This window comes from Bifidobacterium sp. ESL1133, from assembly GCF_058107325.1.
Genome location: NZ_JBYLUI010000002.1, coordinates 18,420 through 34,907, shown reverse-complemented (window position 1 = coordinate 34,907; position 16,488 = coordinate 18,420). Strand labels below are relative to the sequence as shown.

The window sequence follows — 16,488 nt, the reverse complement described above, 5'->3', positions numbered from 1 at the left end:
GGTTTCACGGTTCGCCGAAGGAGTGAAGAAATGGTAGTCAATCAGCCGTTGGTGTTGGATGGCAAGGCTGCGGCCAAGGCAATCAAGGAAGATCTGCATCGGCGCGTGGATGTTTTGCGCAGTCGGGGCATCACTCCGGGACTGGGCACGGTACTGGTGGGGGATGACCCCGCTTCGCAGAAGTATGTGGCTGGCAAACACCGCGATTGTGCACAGGTGGGCATCCACTCCATTGCGGTGAACATGCCGGCGAGTGCTTCCTTGCAGGATGTCCTTGGCGAGGTCGAAGCACTCAATCGCGATCGTGCGTGTACGGGATATATTGTGCAGTTGCCTCTCCCTCGGGGCATTGACCAGCAGGCTGTGATCGAGCATATCGACCCTGCCAAGGATGCTGACGGCATGCACCCGTACAACTTGGGCCAGCTGGCGTTGCACACACAGGGAACCGGGGTGCTGGAGCAATCGGGTGCAGCGTTCCCGTTGCCGTGCACGCCCAGAGGCATCGTCACGTTGCTTGACCGGTATGGGGTGTCGTTGGATGGTAAGAACGTGTGCGTGATAGGCCGAGGCATTACTGTGGGGCGTACCATCGGCATGTTGCTCACGGGTAGGGATGTCAATGCCACGGTAACGCTCTGCCATTCTGGTACGTGCAATGTGGCGGAGCAGGTGTCGCGTGCAGATGTAGTGGTGAGCGCCACTGGTGTGGCAGGCTTCGTGAAACCGCAAGACGTTAAAGAAGGAGCCGTACTGGTTGATGTGGGCATCTCTCGTGTGTTCGACGAGCAGAGCGGCAAGTACCGCATTGCCGGTGACGTGGACCAGGCATGTTACGAACGCTCAAGTGCCTACACACCCAATCCTGGGGGAGTCGGACCGATGACGCGTGCCATGCTGCTGACCAACGTCGTGGAGATGGCGGAGAGGGATGCTGCGGCTCAGTGATGCGACACGCCCGGAATGCCAGCATAATTTTGGCTAGGGTTCCCTATATTCTTAGGGATTGTTGCAGCGTTTGTCGCTGTTTCTACAACTTAACACTGATATTATCCATCCACACATGAACAGAAACCACGTTAATGGCAGAAAACAATAACGAAGTCGCCAAGGTTGCGATCAATGACATCGGCACCGAAGAAGACTTCATCAAGGTGGTTGATTCCACCATCAAGAATTTCGATGACGGTGACCTGGTTGAGGGCACGGTCGTCAAGATTGACCATGATGAAGTGCTGCTTGACATCGGTTACAAGACCGAAGGTGTCATCCCGTCCCGTGAGCTTTCTATCAAGAAGGACGTGAGTCCTGATGAGGTCGTCGAAGTCGGGGACACCATCGAGGCGCTCGTCGTCACGAAGGAAGACAAAGAAGGTCGGCTGATCCTCTCCAAGAAGCGTGCACAGTACGAGCGCGCTTGGGGCGACATCGAGAAGATCAAGAACGATGACGGTGTGGTTGAAGGCACTGTCATTGAGGCTGTCAAGGGCGGCCTGATCGTCGATATCGGCCTGCGTGGCTTCCTGCCCGCCTCCTTGGTTGAGATGCGCCGTGTCCGCGATCTTTCTCCCTACATCGGTCAGAAGATTCAGGCCAAGATTCTCGAGCTCGACAAGAACCGCAACAATGTGGTGCTCTCCCGTCGTCAGTACCTCGAAGAGACGCAGTCCGAAGTTCGCGAGACCTTCTTGGCTCAGCTTAAGAAGGGCCAGATTCGCGAGGGTGTCATCTCCTCCATCGTCAACTTCGGCGCATTCGTCGATTTGGGCGGGGTGGACGGCCTCATCCACGTCTCCGAGCTTTCTTGGAAGCACATCGACCACCCGTCCGAGGTCGTCAAGGTTGGCGACAAGGTCACTGTCGAGGTGCTGGATGTGGATTTGGATCGCGAGCGTATCTCGCTGTCTCTCAAGGCCACCCAGGAAGATCCTTGGCAGCGCTTCGCCCGCACTCATGTGCCCGGGCAGATCGTCAAGGGCAAGGTCACCAAGATCGTGCAGTTCGGTGTGTTTGTGTCCGTCGAAGATGGCATCGAAGGCTTGGTGCACATCTCCGGGCTGGCCAACCGTCACGTCGACAACCCGGAGACCGTCGTCAAGCAGGGCGAGGAAATCTTCGTCAAGGTCATTGACGTTGATCTCGACCGCCGCCGCATCTCGCTGTCCCTGAAGCAGGCCAACGATTCCGTTGACGCCTCCTCCGAGGACTTCGATCCGGCGCTGTACGGCATGCCTGCCGACTACGACGACGAGGGCAACTACAAGTATCCTGAAGGCTTCGACCCGCAGACCAACGAGTGGATCGCTGGCTACGAGGAGCAGCGCAAGGAATGGGAGAGCCAGTACGCAGCGGCCCACGATCTGTGGGAGCAGCACAAGGAGTTCGCCATCAAGGAGAACGAGAAGGCTGAGGCTTCGGCAAGCGCCGACAACCAGGCTTCCAGCAGCGAAAGTGCTCCTGAAGAGTCCACGAACTACTCCTCTCAGGCGGCTACCGAGGGCACGCTTGCTGATTCCGATCAGCTCGCAGCTCTGCGTGAGCAGCTCATGAACGAGAAGAAGTGAGCTAGCGGCGTAGTCCGTTGATGCGGCTCGCATTGAGCAAGCCGGTCATGGAGTGGGTGGTGCAGATTGTTGCGCCACCCACTTTGCATATGCACTTGTGTCTGGGCATGGCAGGGTATGACTGCATCTATGGCAGGTTGCGGGTTGTGGTGATGGTGAGCAGTAACAACACCATATGTATCGAGTTGGCGAGGAGCCGGTATGCTGGTTGATTCTGATTTGCGCATGGTAAGGGTCGGGCTTACCGGGGGAATCGCCGCGGGGAAAAGCACCGTTGCCGCACGACTGGGCAAGCTTGGGGCTTTGCTGATTGACTATGATGTGCTTGCCAGAAAAGTTGTTGCGCCTGGGGGAGAAGCGATGCGGCGCATTGTGGAGGCGTTCGGTGAGCAGGCAGCTTTGCCGGATGGTTCCCTTAATCGTGCGTGGATGGCCGAACGCGTATTCGGGACCGGCGCCGATCGTGGTGCCGTGCAGATGCTGAACGCCATTGAGCATCCGCTGATTTATCAGCTTGCTCAGCGCGAAGAGCGGATTATGCTCAATGCGCAGCGCTCCTCTGCCGTGATGCAGACTAAAAGAAAAGCGATAGCTGGCACTTATACGGTGGTGGTGCATGATGTTCCGCTACTGGCGCAGGTGGTCAATGAGATGCCGTTTACGTTTGACTGCATAGTGAGTGTGGAAGCGCCTGAAGTGGAACGTATGAGGCGCATGGTCGTATTGCGTGGGGCGAGTGAGGAACAAGCCAGAGGGCGGGTGCGCAGTCAAGTGGGTGAACAAGAACGTAAAGCGTTGGCCGACGTCATTATTGACTCAACACAGCCACTCGAACAAATGTTCGAGTGTGTTGATATGCTGTATTCATCGTGGCAGCGAGGGGACATGGGGAGGTAAGTCGTGGGTTTCAACATCGAACGTACCAGTAAGCCGTTTGTGGTCAAGTCGCCGTACCAGCCGTCTGGTGATCAGCCTCAAGCCATTGAGGAATTGGCAACGCGCATAGAAAACGGCGAGAACGACGTCGTGCTGATGGGTGCCACAGGCACCGGTAAAACCGCCACGACTGCGTGGCTGGTGGAGCGGCTGCAGCGGCCGACGCTGATCTTGGAGCCAAACAAGACGTTGGCTGCGCAGCTATGTGCGGAGTTTCGCGAGCTGATGCCGGATAACGCCGTGAGCTATTTCGTATCGTATTACGACTACTACCAGCCTGAGGCATACATTCCTCAGACTGATACATACATTGAGAAGGACTCCAATATCAACGACGATGTGGAGCGGCTGAGGCATGCGGCCACGGCCAACCTGTTGACCCGCAACGATTGTGTGGTAGTGGCTACAGTCTCATGTATCTATGGCCTGGGTACTCCCGAAGAGTACGCCGGCCGTATGCTGATGCTGCATGAGGGGCAAGAGGTCAATCGAGACGAACTGTTGCGTACGTTCGTGTCCATGCAGTACAAGCGCAACGACATTGCGTTTACCCGCGGCACATTTCGAGTGCGTGGGGACACGGTCGAGATCATTCCGGTCTATGAGGAACTGGCTATTCGCATCGAGTTTTTCGGTGATGAGATCGACCGTATTTCCACACTGCACCCGCTGACAGGTGATGTCGTGGCTCATGAACCTTCTGTGCATATCTTCCCTGCATCACACTACATCGCAGGTCCTGAGCGCACCGAACGGGCCGTGAAATCCATCAAGGAAGAGACTGCTCAGCGTGTGTCAGAACTGAAGAAGCAAGGCAAGGAGCTCGAGGCGCAGCGTCTTTCGATGCGTACCACATACGATCTGGAGATGATTGAGCAGGTTGGTTCCTGCGCTGGCATCGAGAATTATTCCCGTCACTTCGATGGCAGAGAGCCTGGGTCGGCGCCGCATACTTTGCTGGACTTTTTCCCGGACGATTTTCTGCTGGTCATTGATGAATCGCATGTCACTGTGCCGCAGATCGGAGCCATGTTCGAGGGGGATGCCAGCCGTAAGCGCACACTGGTGGAGCATGGGTTCCGTCTTCCTTCGGCTATGGATAACCGTCCGCTCAAGTGGCCTGAATTCCTGGAACGTGTGGGGCAGACCGTCTATCTTTCCGCCACGCCCGGCGATTATGAGATGGGGCTTTCCGACGGAGTAGTGGAGCAGGTTATCCGTCCCACAGGTTTGCTCGATCCTGAGATCGAAGTGCGTCCGGTCAAAGGGCAGATTGATGATTTGCTGGGCGAAATCAAGGATCGTGTGGCCAAAAACGAGCGCGTTCTGGTCACCACGCTGACCAAGAAGATGGCGGAGGATCTGACCGATTACCTGCTGGAACGCGACATCAAAGTGGAGTATCTGCATTCGGATGTGGACACACTGCGGCGAGTTGAGTTGCTGCGCGAACTGCGCGAAGGCAAAATTGACGTCATTGTCGGCATCAACCTGCTGCGTGAGGGCCTTGATTTGCCCGAGGTCTCCTTGGTTGCCATCCTTGATGCAGACAAAGAAGGGTTCCTGCGTTCCTACCGCTCGCTCATACAGACGATTGGTCGCGCTGCAAGGAATGTTTCGGGCACAGTGCTCATGTATGCAGATGAAGTCACCGAGGCTATGGGCAAAGCAATCGATGAGACCAGCCGCCGCCGCGCCAAGCAGATTGCATACAACAAAGAGCATGGTGTGAATCCCAAACCACTGATTAAAAAGATCAGTGATGTCAATGACATGCTGGCCAAAGAGGATATTGATACCCAAGCTCTGCTTGATGGCGGTTATCGTGACGAGAAACGCGCAGGCGTCAAGCCTGTGGCTCTGACCGGCCTAGATGATGCTGATTTGCAAAAGCATCATGACGACATCATCAAGGCCGGCTTGCCTGCGCAAGATCTGGCCGATCTGATTCGTCAAATGAGTGACCAGATGCATACGGCGGCAGAACAGCTGCAGTTCGAACTTGCTGCACGTTTGCGAGATGAGATTCGTGATTTGAAGAAGGAGCTGAGGCAGATTACCGAAGCGCAGAAATAGCTGTCACAAGTGTGGATGCAGTCAGCGCCATTCCGTAAGCTTGGCGTATGTCTGAAACCCCAATGCCATTCATGGTGGTCACTTTTGTGGTGCTTGCCGTTTTCTTTGTCGTTGACTTGTTTGTTATCGGCCTCAAACCACACATTCCCTCTATGAAGGAGTGCGTTCGTCATATCGCGTTTTTCATAGTCGCATCACTGATTTTCGGTGTGCTGGTATGGTGGGTGGCCGGTTCTCAACCTGCCATTGAGTTCTACTCAGGCTGGTTGACGGAGTATTCGCTCAGCATTGACAACCTGTTTGTATTCGTCATCATCATGTCGAATTTCGCTGTGCCCAAGCGACTGCAACGCTATGTGTTGAGTGTGGGTATCGCAGTGGCCTTGGTTTTGCGAGGAATCTTTATCCTGGTGGGTTCGGCCGTCATCGCCAAGTTCACATGGGTGTTTTTCATCTTTGGGGCGTTCCTGATCTACACGGCAGTCAAACTAGTCGGCGGTAACGGTGATGACGAAGAGGAATACCATGAGAACGCGCTGATTCGGGCATTGCGTAAAGTGGTTAATATCACTAACGATTACGATGAGACTCATCTGCGTGTGGAACGTGCGGGTAAAAAGGTATGGACGCCTCTGCTCATTGTCTTCCTCGCAATCGGTACCACCGATGTCATGTTTGCATTCGATTCGATCCCCGCAATCTTCGGTCTCACCAAAGACCCATTCATTGTCTTTACGTCCAACGTGTTTGCCCTGTTGGGATTGCAGCAGCTGTACTTCATGCTTGGCGGCCTGCTTGACAAGCTTGAGTATTTGCCCTACGGGTTGGCGGTAGTTCTGGGTTTCATCGGCGTGAAACTGGTCATGGAAGCGCTGCACGGGAATACGTTGCCGTTCTTGAATGGTGGCAAGCCGATTGAACAGGTGCCGGAGATCCCTACCTGGGTATCGCTGGCTGTGATCGTTGTGGCCCTGGTGGCAGCCTCGGTGGCGAGTCTGCTGAAAATGCGTCATGATGAACGAGCTGGTGCACAAGATGAGATCGAAGCAAAGAGCGAGGTGTGATGTGAGCGCTCACATGAATTTGGGTGTCGCACGAGTGAAATGACCCTCCTCCTAGTATGCTGGAAGAAGACCCGGCATGCACGGGTCGGTACATTCATCAACAGACAGGATAGGTAATCGATGCGCAAGGCGAAGATTGTAGATACCATAGGACCCGCGACCGAATCGCTGGAGAATCTCACCAAGCTGGTGGAGAATGGCATGGACGTGGCGCGCCTCAACCGCTCGCACGGCACCCCTGAAGATCACTTGAAGGTCTACAACAACGTTCGTCAGGCATCGAAGGCCACGGGCCGTAACGTTGCCGTCTTGGTTGATTTGCAGGGACCGAAGATTCGTTGCGGTTGGTTCAAGAAGAACGCCGAGGGCGAGGACAAGGTTCAGCTTGAGGCCGGTCAGGAATTCGTCATCACCACTGACGACATCGAAGGCGACGAGCACATCACCTCCACCACTTTCAAGGGCCTGCCGGGCGACTGCCACCCAGGGGATCCGATTCTCATTGACGACGGCAAGGTTCGTCTCGAGGTCACCAAGGTCGAGGGTAACAACGTGCACACCAAGGTGATTGTGGCCGGCCCGGTGTCAAGCCACAAGGGCATCAATCTGCCGGGCGTGGCCGTGAGCCTGCCTGCGCTCACCGAGAAGGACGAGTCCGATTTGCGCTGGGCTGTGCAGACCGGTGCTGACATCATCGCCATGTCGTTTGTGCGCTTCGCCTCCGATATCGACCGTGCTCACGAGATCATGGACGAGGAAGGCCGTCGCATTCCCGTCGTTGCCAAGATCGAGAAGCCGCAGGCTGTCGAGAACCTTGAGGACATCGTGAAGGCCTTTGACGGCATCATGGTGGCTCGTGGCGACATGGCGGTGGAGATGCCGTTCGAAGAGGTGCCTCTGGTCACCAAGCGCTGCATCGAGCTTTCTCGCCAGTATGCCAAGCCGGTCATCGTGGCCACCGAGGTGCTCGGTTCCATGGTCAACTCCCCGGTGCCTTCACGCGCCGAGGCTTCTGACTGCGCCAACGCGGTGCTTGACGGTGCCGATGCCACCATGACTTCCAATGAGACCGCCGTGGGCAAGTACCCGTTTGAGACGGTGAACACCATGTCCCGCATCTCTGGCTATGCCACCGAGCACGGCTACGACCGTATCCCTGAGATCGACAACCTTGACATGTCGAGCACCGGCGCGGTGTCTTCCGCCGCCGTCGATCTGGCAGACAAGATCAACGCTAAGGCCATCGTGGCTTATACTCAGACCGGCAGCACGGTGCACCGTGTTTCCCGCGAGCGTCCGCAGGCCCCGATCTACGGTATTACCAACAACGAGCACACTTTCCACTGGCTGGCTCTGAGCTGGGGCACCGAAGCGTTCTGCACTGAGGAGAACTACCACGACAAGAGCCGCAAGGACCTCATGATCTCCACGGATCAGCTGCTGCGCGCCGCGGGCAAGGTTTCGGACGGTGATAAGATTGTGGTGCTCAGCTCTGCACAAGGTGAGCGTCAGTCCGGTCGTACCGATTCAATCTACATCCACACCGTGGGTGCTTGCGACTGAGTCACATAAACCGCAATGATTGCTTCATTGCCGAACGCTGCTAAGTAACGGCGCTTTACTGGGAATATGCGGAGTCATGCTGCAAGGTGTGGCTCCGTTTTCCGTTCGCAAAACAATACTGAGCAGTACCGAACAAAATTTACTTGATGTACTTACCGCTTCTGGCGTGTACAGTCGAACGAGCATGCTATATTAGTCAAAGTGCTTGCGGTTGTATGGCTGCGGTACAGATACAAGCCCTTGTATCCCAATTGGTAGAGGAAACAGCCTCAAAATCTGTGCAGTGTGGGTTCGAGTCCCACCAAGGGCACGCTTAGCGACGCAAGCCGATGGCTGAAAATACTCGTCGTATTTACTTTTTGCTTTACATTTGGAGATGTAAGGACGTTGATTACATATGAATGCGGAGGCGGATACTATGGAAGAGATTCTCACTGAAGAAGAGTTGAAAGCGGCTGCAGCGATGGATGCTGTAGAAGAGGAAGTTCCCGAGTTTGATCCGCAGGAATCCAAGAAACCAAGCAAGCACACTGTAGTGGTGGCGGAAGATGAATCCGTGAACCGTATGGATCTGGTCGCCATGCTTGAGGACAACGACTATGAGGTGGTCGGGGAAGCGGCGAATGGTGAAGAAGCCGTGGAACTGACCCGCAAGCACCGTCCGGACGTGGTGTGCATGGATGTGCAGATGCCGGGCATGGACGGCATTACCGCGGCCGGGACTATCTGCGATGAGAATATCGCTCCTGTAGTGCTTCTTACCGCATACTCTCAGACCGATTTGGTGCGCAAGGCAACCGGTGCCGGTGTGATGGCGTATGTCACCAAGCCTTATGAGGAGTCGAAACTGCTTCCGGCCTTGGAAGTAGCTATCGGCCGTTTTGCTGAAATCAATGATTTGCTGGACACTGTGGAACGCGGCGAAAGCGAGTTGAAAAAAGCTCAGGATGACCTCAAAGCGGCTCAAGAAAAGCTCAAGGCTGCTGAAGATTCGCTCGAGGAGCGTAAGCTCGTGGATCGTGCCAAGGGTCTGCTCATGGACAAGGCCGACTTCAGCGAGCAAGGTGCTTTCCGTTGGATTCAGAAGACATCGATGGATCAGCGCATCCCCAAGAAGCGTTTGGCAATGGCCATCATCGCCAAGTACGGTGATGCCAAGGTGTCTCCCGAGCAAGGCGAGTAACCCAACACATAAGGAGATGTGGCGTGGCAGTCGAGCAGGTCGAGAATGGTGAGACAAATGGCACGATGAGCGGTGAGGGGACGCTGCTGGTCATTGATGGGCATTCCCTTGCCTTTCGTGCCTACTACGCTCTGCCGGTGGAGAATTTTTCCAATTCAGCCGGGCAACCCACCAACGCCGTGTGGGGCTTCTTCGATATGCTCTCCCGTGTCATCAACGCTGAGCATCCAGACCATCTGGCTGTCGCGTTCGATATGTCGGGCGGCACGTTCCGCAACGACATGTTGCCGCAATACAAAGGCACCAGGGATGCCGCTCCCGAAGAGCTGCTCTCTCAGCTTCCCATCATCCAGCAGCTGCTCAAAGCGCTTGGAGTGACGTACCTTGAACGTCAGGGGTACGAAGGTGACGATATTATCGGCACGTTGGCCAGCATGGGTGAGGCTGCCGGATACAGCACGCTTGTGCTTTCCGGAGACAGGGATGCGTTCCAGCTCATTGACGAGCACATCACAGTGCTCTATCCCGGGCATCATTTTAAAGACCTGAAGCATATGACCCCCGAGGTCATTGTCGAGAAGTACAAAGTGACACCCCAGCAATACCCCGATCTGGCCGCCATGCGTGGTGAGGGTGCCGATAACATCCCAGGAGTTCCCGGAGTGGGGGACGGGTATGCCGCAAAATGGATTAACCAGTATGGCTCCTTGCAGGGGGTGCTTGATCATGCTGATGAAATCGGCGGGAAAAAAGGCGAAGCTCTGAGAGATAACATCGAGCAGGTCAAGCTCAACCGCAAAGTCAACGCTGTGGTGCGGGACATGGACTTAGGGGTCGCGGTCGACGATTTGACGTTCGGTAACGTGGATTTAGAGGCAGTGAATGACGTCATCACCAAGCTCGAGTTCGGCAGGAACTCTAAGAATCGTCTGCTCCGTGCGTTTATGGGCAGTGAAGCGCACGTGGAGCTCGAACTGGCAGATGCCTCTGCCAAGCCGGAAATGCCGGCGTTGGAAATTCCTCACGTGACGCAGATACGCAATGCAGATGAGCTTGAGGCTTGGGTGTCGCAGCATTTGGCATCCCAGGTCGTTGCGGCACAAGGTGAGAACGACCAATCTGCTCTGCCTGGGGACGGCACGGTCTCAGTAGATGCAGATGCGACCTGTGCCGAAGCGCTGGAGCATAGCTGGGTGTTGCACGCTGAAGGCAAAGCAAAGCCAGGAGACACGGCGTTGGACATGATCATGATTTTGGTCGCCGGCGAACTGGCCATGGTGGGCCAGAAGACGGCACAGGCATGTCACGATGTGGTGCAGCGAGTGGTTGACGATTACCGTTCGTCACTGGTGGTGCACGGATATAAAGAGCACTTGCACCTGCTGGAATGCATCGGTGTATCGCTGCCGCAGCCGGCGTTCGACACCAAGCTTGCAGGCTACTTGATACACCCTGATTTCCATCCCGAAAACCTTGATAAGGCGGCGCAGCATTTCTTGCAAATCGACGCCATGCCCGAGCCGGAGGCACAAGGTGAACTGGATTTGGACGGAGACGGGCAAGAAGATGAAGACGAGACCCGTTACGCCTTGCATGCAGCCGAAGTTCAAGCTTTGGCACAGACCTTGCAGCAGCAAATCGACACGCGTCACCAGTTCGGGCTGCTGCGCAGCATAGAAATGCCGACTTCACGTGTGCTGATGGGGCTTGAACGGGCAGGCGCCAAAGTTGATCAGGTACGATTGAACGAGCTGTTCGAACAGTTCTCGTCGCAGGCTGAGCAAGCCCAGCGCATCGCTTGGGACGCAGCCGGTCACGAAGTCAACCTGCAAAGCCCGAAGCAGCTACGGGTGGTGCTGTTCGACGAGATGGCACTGACTCCATCGCGGCGTACCAAAGGTGGATCATATACCACCAATGCCGCAACATTGCAGAATATGTATGTTAAATATGCCAATGATGAGCGTGCCAGTAACTTCCTCGGGGCACTGTTGCAGCACCGGGAGACCAACAAGCTCAAGCAGATTGTGCAGACGCTTATCGACAGTGTCAATAAGCGGGACGGGCGCATCCATACCACTTTCGAGCAGACGGTGGCAGCTACGGGACGTTTGAGCTCAGTGGACCCGAACCTGCAGAACATTCCGAACCGCAACGCCGAAGGCCGTGAGATTCGTTCCGCATTTGTGCCGGCAGAAGGGTATGAGTCACTGCTGAGCTGCGATTATTCGCAGGTCGAATTGCGCATTATGGCTGATCTGTCAGGCGATGAGGCGTTGATTGATGCATTCAAATCGGGCGCGGATTTCCACCGTTACGTGGCAAGTTTGGTATACGATTTGCCTGTAGATGAGATTTCCGGTGACCAGCGCAGCCACGTTAAAGCGATGAGCTACGGTCTGGCTTATGGTCTGAGTACGTTCGGCCTGGCTCAGCAGCTGAAAATCAGCCCAGCTGAAGCCGATGTGCTCAAAACAAAATATTTTGCCACCTTCGGCAAGGTTCACGAATATTTGGAGTCACTGGTCGAAAACGCTCGTGTGAACGGGTATACGGAGACCATGTTCGGTCGTCGCCGCTACTTCCCCGGGTTGAAATCCACCCGTCGTACAGCGCGTGACGCTGCTGAACGGGCCGCATTGAACGCGCCGATCCAAGGCACGGCGGCAGACATCATGAAGATCGCGATGATTCGTACCGATGACGCACTGCAGCAGGCAGGGGTCAAGAGCCGTGTGATCCTGCAGATCCATGACGAATTGGTGCTTGAAGTAGCACCAGGGGAGCGTGAGCAGGTAAGTGAACTGGTACGCGACGCCATGGAGCATGCGGTTGACTTGGCGGTGCCGTTGGATGTGTCTATCGGAGTCGGTGGCGACTGGCAGGCGGCTGCGCACTGACATAAGATTGGTCTGTTGCACGTTTGGACTGCAGTGCGCTGAATGTGCAGGATGCGCCTACATGGCGCGAGCGATCAGATCGGTAGAGGAGAAGACGACATGAGTATGAATCCAGACCTTCACGCGCCACAGCTCGTATCGGTAGTACGTTCTCTCGAACGTTTGTATCCGCTGCAATTCGCCGAAACGTGGGACCATCCCGGACTGGTAGTGGGTGACCCGCAAGACAGAGTCTCTACCGTCGCCTTCGCGGTCGACCCTACCATGCATGTGGTTGATAAGGCCATCGCAGCCGGAGCTGACATGCTCATATGCCACCATCCGCTCTTCTTCCGTTCCGTGCACGAGGTGTCCGCGATGAGCGTGCACGGAGCCATCGTGAGCAAACTGTACCGTAACCATTGCGCGTTATGGGTAGGGCACACGAACGCCGACGTGGCATATCGTGGTGTGGCACAAGCTGCAGCGGATGCCTTCGGACTGAATGATCAAGAACCTCTGTGCAACCAGGAAACATATGACGGCCATCATATCGGGCTTGGCCGGGTTGGTGAGTTGGCCGAACCGATGACGTTGCGGGAGTTCGCGCAGCGGGTGGCCAAGGTGTTGCCGCAAACTCCATATGGTGTGCAGGTAGGAGGTGACTTGGACGCACTAATACGACGTGTGGCGGTGCTGCCGGGATCGGGCGACTCCAATTTGGATGAGGTTCATGCCTCAGGCGCGGATGTGTATGTAACCAGTGATTTGCGCCACCACCCGGCTACGGATGCGTTGGAACAGGCCCGTTATGAGGCTGTGCTGCCTCATGGTGATGAATCGCACGGGATATATCAGGGTATGCGCCAGCCCAGACCGGCGTTGATCAACACCCCACATTCTGCCATCGAATCGTTGTGGTTCCGGTACGCATTGGAAGATGTCTCGGCAGCGATAAGGCAAGATACCGGTTTCATGCCGCATACGCTGCATATCGACGCAGTGACTGACCCATGGCAATTGGTACTTCCAGGTACGGTGGAGTAATCGCAAAATACAGGTGCGGGCTAACGGCACGCACTGGTGTGGCGTTAACCTTCTATTTTGGGAAGAGGATGCGCTACAGTAAGTAGCTGTGCTGATGCTCTGTTTATAGTGTGTGGCACATCGGGACGTAGCGCAGCTTGGTAGCGCGCCTGCTTTGGGTGCAGGATGTCGTGGGTTCAAATCCCGCCGTCCCGACCAAAAACCCTTGAAATTCCGCCCAGCTTCTACCTCTTCCAGCGGAGTCTGCCATCTGACGCTACGCGGCAGGTAAGAATGTTGCTGCTTCTGTCCGACTGTGCAGTGGCGCCTTCTGATGAGCAGAACGTGCCTCCGTGCGCGGTGCCGACGGTACCGCTCTGCGGCGCTGGAGCGGTGGGTGCCGGAGAGGGAGCAGGAGCACTTGACGGCGCTGCTGGTGTTGCGGAAGGCATTTGCACTTGCGGCGCGGGGGTGGCTGCATCTTGGTGACGCCGCTGTTCTTCTGCGTCTCGTCTCTGTTGCTCTTCCGCCTCCTTCTGCTGTTTCTCGGCCTGTTCTTTCGCGTCTTGCTCGTCATCCCAGCGTTTGGCCTTGAGCTGCGCCTCGTCAAGTTTTGACTGTGTCTTGTCGAGCTTCTTCTCAGCCTTCTTCAGGTCATGCTTGCTGGTATCCAGTTCGTCGTCGATGGCAGAATATTTATCTTTAAGCTCCCGGTATTCCCGTGAATCTTTCGGATCGCCTTGACTGCCGGCTCCGGCTACGATACCAAGAAGAAAAGCGACGATAACCGCGACGACGGATTTCCAACCAAGCTTGCGCTTATTGGGATTTGGTGGCACGGCAGTGGGTGAAGCGGCCGCTGTGGGTATTGATACTGTTGGTTGTGGTTGTGGTTGTGGTTGTGGTTGTGGTTGTGTCGAATCTGGTTCGAAAGCGATGGTGCTTGTTGTCTCAGTATCCTCATGTTGAGATGGTGCTGAATTCGCCATGATTGTTTTCCTTGAAACGTCATTGAATTAGGTATATACAACATTATATAAGAGAGGAGCATTAATGTTGCCCTGATATCTTGATATCAAGAGGTGTGACACCAATGTGTCAGCGATCAATGAAGGGGTGCAACTGAAACCGTTCGCGGTGTTCGGTATGAAGTCGGTAGAACGGCTTAATATCAACGATATTGATACTCAATAAGTGGTGAGCTCACTGCATTGTCGGCGATTGCGACGGTACGAGCATAACCCTGGGGCATCCGCTCTGCTGACAAACGTAAGAATCGAGTTTGATATGACCAACGTAGCTTCACACCAAACTTCCAACGCGCAGGGCTTACCCGACCCGTGGCCGGCGCCGACAGCATCCGGACCATTGCGCGCTGTTGTTTCGATTCCCGGCAGCAAGTCGCTTTCCAACCGCTACCTTATTCTTGCCGCAATGGGCAAAGCACCGGTTCAGATTCAAGGGCTGCTGCGCTCACGAGACACCGAACTGATGATGGAAGCGCTGCGTAGCTTGGGTGTCACTATCGAAACGAGCCAAGACGACGTCACCGCGGTGCTCGTCACCCCTCCTGCAGGTGGCCGATTTCGCGGCAACGTGACCGTCGACTGCGGTCTTGCCGGAACGGTGATGCGGTTCGTACCCGGTGTGGCGTTCTTTGCTGACGGTCCGGTGCGCTTCGATGGTGACAAGCAAGCCTACAAACGCCCCATGGGCCCGGTATTAGACGGATTGGAACAGTTGGGTGCGACCATAGAATACCAAGGAGAGCCGGGGCGCCTGCCATTCGTATTGACTCCGCCTGCACACACGGAGTCTGCAGAGTGCACCGAGCAACACGCTGACACCCAATCCAAGCCGAACGACGTTGCCATCGACTCATCCTCCTCATCCCAGTTCATCTCGGCACTGCTGCTCATGGGGTCACGGCTACAGAACGGGCTTCACCTGCGTCACACTGGTAGCAAACTGCCCAGTATGCCGCACATCAATATGACCGTGGCCGACGTGTCGCTCGCCGGCGGCGAAGTGGAAGCTCCGCAGCCTGGCGAATGGGAAGTGAAACCTCGACCGTTGCAGTTGCCGCAGGAAGTGGTGGTAGAGCCAGACCTGTCGAACGCCGCGCCGTTCTTAGGGGCTGCGTTGATTGCCGGTGGCAGTGTCCAGGTGCCGTATTGGCCGGCAAATACTACGCAGCCAGGTGGTCTGCTGCCCGCCGTGCTGCAGCTGATGGGCGCACAGGTGACATGGAACGGTCAACCCTATGCGCTTGATGAGCATTGCGGCGACAGTTCGGCCCATATTACAGGAGCTGGTACAGCAGCGGCGTACGGCACATTGCAAGTTACCGGTGATGGCGAGTTGCACGGATTAGGGGAGTTTGACCTGTCGGCAGCTGGAGAGATTGCGCCGAGCATCGCGGCCTTGGCAGCGCTCGCGGACGGCCCGACTTCGCTGGTGGGCATCGGGCATCTGCGTGGGCATGAGACGAACCGACTGGCGGCGCTTGTAATGGAAATCAAGCGCATTGGTGCGGATGCAGTTGAGCTTGAGGATGGCATCAGAGTTCTCCCGGTGCCGAGCAAGCAGCTGCACGGCGCAGTGATGGAGACGTATGCAGACCACCGCATGGCCACGTTCGCCGCGATGATCGGCCTTGCAATTCCTGGGGTGCAAGTCCGTAATGTGGCGACCACGCGCAAGACGATTCCTGATTTCACCGGTATGTGGAGTGCGATGCTGGCTGGTACCGGTTCAGCTGAGTAAACTGTCACCAGTTTCGATGCCTCGGTGGTTTCTGGGATTGGATGTGTGGGGTGTGGATCGTCTTGATGGCCAAGATGCAGGAACCTTTTTGTAAGGTATCCTATGAGGTTTGGTGAATATATACGGATTCTGTTATGCTGACAGTGTAGGATTGCGGTACGGCGCATACGCGCTTGCTGGTGAAGAGGTGTGAGATGACTCGTTTGGGCGTCAGGCGTCGCGCGGTGGCTGCGTCGGCTACGGCAGTGGCGTTGGTAGCAGTGTTGGGGATTTCTGCATTTGCTTCGGCGGATGCTGATGGTGATTCCGCGATTCGCGGGGGGGGGGAGTAATCTAACTGCCTCTTCGCGAAGTGAATTTGATAGAGCGCCGGGCGGCGCTTCTGGCGAGGGGCGCGCCGACAGCGGTGATGGTGCGGGTGATTCTGATGC

Annotated in this window: 12 protein-coding genes and 2 tRNA genes; 13 read left to right on the top strand and 1 reads right to left on the bottom strand. The window is 55.9% G+C overall.

Features of this window, described 5'->3' with window-relative positions:
• Window positions 1–30: 30 nt before the first annotated feature.
• The 11 genes from AC3B5A_RS02390 (at window position 31) to AC3B5A_RS02340 (ending at window position 13,510) form a co-directional block, all read left to right on the top strand.
• Window positions 31–948 (top strand): bifunctional methylenetetrahydrofolate dehydrogenase/methenyltetrahydrofolate cyclohydrolase, encoded by a 918-nt coding sequence (locus AC3B5A_RS02390; RefSeq protein ID WP_489798573.1) that lies wholly within the window; start codon window positions 31–33, stop codon window positions 946–948.
• Window positions 949–1,082: 134 nt separating this feature from the next.
• Window positions 1,083–2,564 (top strand): 30S ribosomal protein S1, encoded by a 1,482-nt coding sequence (gene rpsA, locus AC3B5A_RS02385; RefSeq protein WP_489798571.1) that lies wholly within the window; start codon window positions 1,083–1,085, stop codon window positions 2,562–2,564.
• A gap of 201 nt (window positions 2,565–2,765) precedes the next feature.
• Window positions 2,766–3,461, top strand: a complete 696-nt coding sequence (coaE, locus tag AC3B5A_RS02380; protein ID WP_489798569.1) for a dephospho-CoA kinase — start codon at window positions 2,766–2,768, stop codon at window positions 3,459–3,461.
• 3 nt (window positions 3,462–3,464) lie between these two features.
• The gene (gene uvrB, locus AC3B5A_RS02375; RefSeq protein WP_489798568.1) at window positions 3,465–5,576 is read left to right on the top strand and encodes an excinuclease ABC subunit UvrB; all 2,112 of its coding nucleotides are present in this window, start codon (window positions 3,465–3,467) and stop codon (window positions 5,574–5,576) included.
• Window positions 5,577–5,623: 47 nt separating this feature from the next.
• Window positions 5,624–6,640, top strand: coding sequence for a TerC family protein (locus AC3B5A_RS02370; protein ID WP_489798566.1), 1,017 nt, complete (start codon window positions 5,624–5,626; stop codon window positions 6,638–6,640).
• A gap of 120 nt (window positions 6,641–6,760) precedes the next feature.
• Complete coding sequence (pyk, locus tag AC3B5A_RS02365; protein ID WP_489798564.1) at window positions 6,761–8,203, top strand: pyruvate kinase; 1,443 nt, start codon at window positions 6,761–6,763, stop codon at window positions 8,201–8,203.
• A gap of 236 nt (window positions 8,204–8,439) precedes the next feature.
• Window positions 8,440–8,513 (top strand) — tRNA-Leu (locus tag AC3B5A_RS02360).
• 87 nt (window positions 8,514–8,600) lie between these two features.
• Window positions 8,601–9,386 carry an ANTAR domain-containing response regulator gene (locus AC3B5A_RS02355; RefSeq protein ID WP_489798562.1) on the top strand — a complete coding sequence of 262 codons (786 nt, stop codon included), beginning with the start codon at window positions 8,601–8,603 and terminating at the stop codon, window positions 9,384–9,386.
• Between the two features lie 65 nt (window positions 9,387–9,451).
• Window positions 9,452–12,286 carry a DNA polymerase I gene (gene polA / locus AC3B5A_RS02350; RefSeq protein WP_489798927.1) on the top strand — a complete coding sequence of 945 codons (2,835 nt, stop codon included), beginning with the start codon at window positions 9,452–9,454 and terminating at the stop codon, window positions 12,284–12,286.
• Window positions 12,287–12,385: 99 nt separating this feature from the next.
• Window positions 12,386–13,312: a Nif3-like dinuclear metal center hexameric protein gene (locus AC3B5A_RS02345; RefSeq protein WP_489798560.1), complete on the top strand. Its 927-nt coding sequence runs from the start codon at window positions 12,386–12,388 to the stop codon at window positions 13,310–13,312.
• A gap of 121 nt (window positions 13,313–13,433) precedes the next feature.
• Window positions 13,434–13,510 (top strand) — tRNA-Pro (locus AC3B5A_RS02340).
• A gap of 26 nt (window positions 13,511–13,536) precedes the next feature.
• On the opposite strand, the gene AC3B5A_RS02335 is transcribed toward AC3B5A_RS02340, so the two are convergent.
• Window positions 13,537–14,280 (bottom strand): OmpH/Skp family outer membrane protein, encoded by a 744-nt coding sequence (locus AC3B5A_RS02335; protein ID WP_489798558.1) that lies wholly within the window; start codon window positions 14,278–14,280, stop codon window positions 13,537–13,539.
• A 298-nt stretch (window positions 14,281–14,578) separates the two neighbouring features.
• Here AC3B5A_RS02335 and aroA point away from each other — a divergent pair, with 298 nt between their 5' ends.
• Together aroA and AC3B5A_RS02325 are read left to right on the top strand one after the other, a co-directional pair.
• Window positions 14,579–16,057: a 3-phosphoshikimate 1-carboxyvinyltransferase gene (gene aroA / locus AC3B5A_RS02330; RefSeq protein ID WP_489798556.1), complete on the top strand. Its 1,479-nt coding sequence runs from the start codon at window positions 14,579–14,581 to the stop codon at window positions 16,055–16,057.
• A gap of 194 nt (window positions 16,058–16,251) precedes the next feature.
• Window positions 16,252–16,389, top strand: a complete 138-nt coding sequence (locus tag AC3B5A_RS02325; protein ID WP_489798554.1) for a hypothetical protein — start codon at window positions 16,252–16,254, stop codon at window positions 16,387–16,389.
• Window positions 16,390–16,488 lie beyond the last annotated feature (99 nt).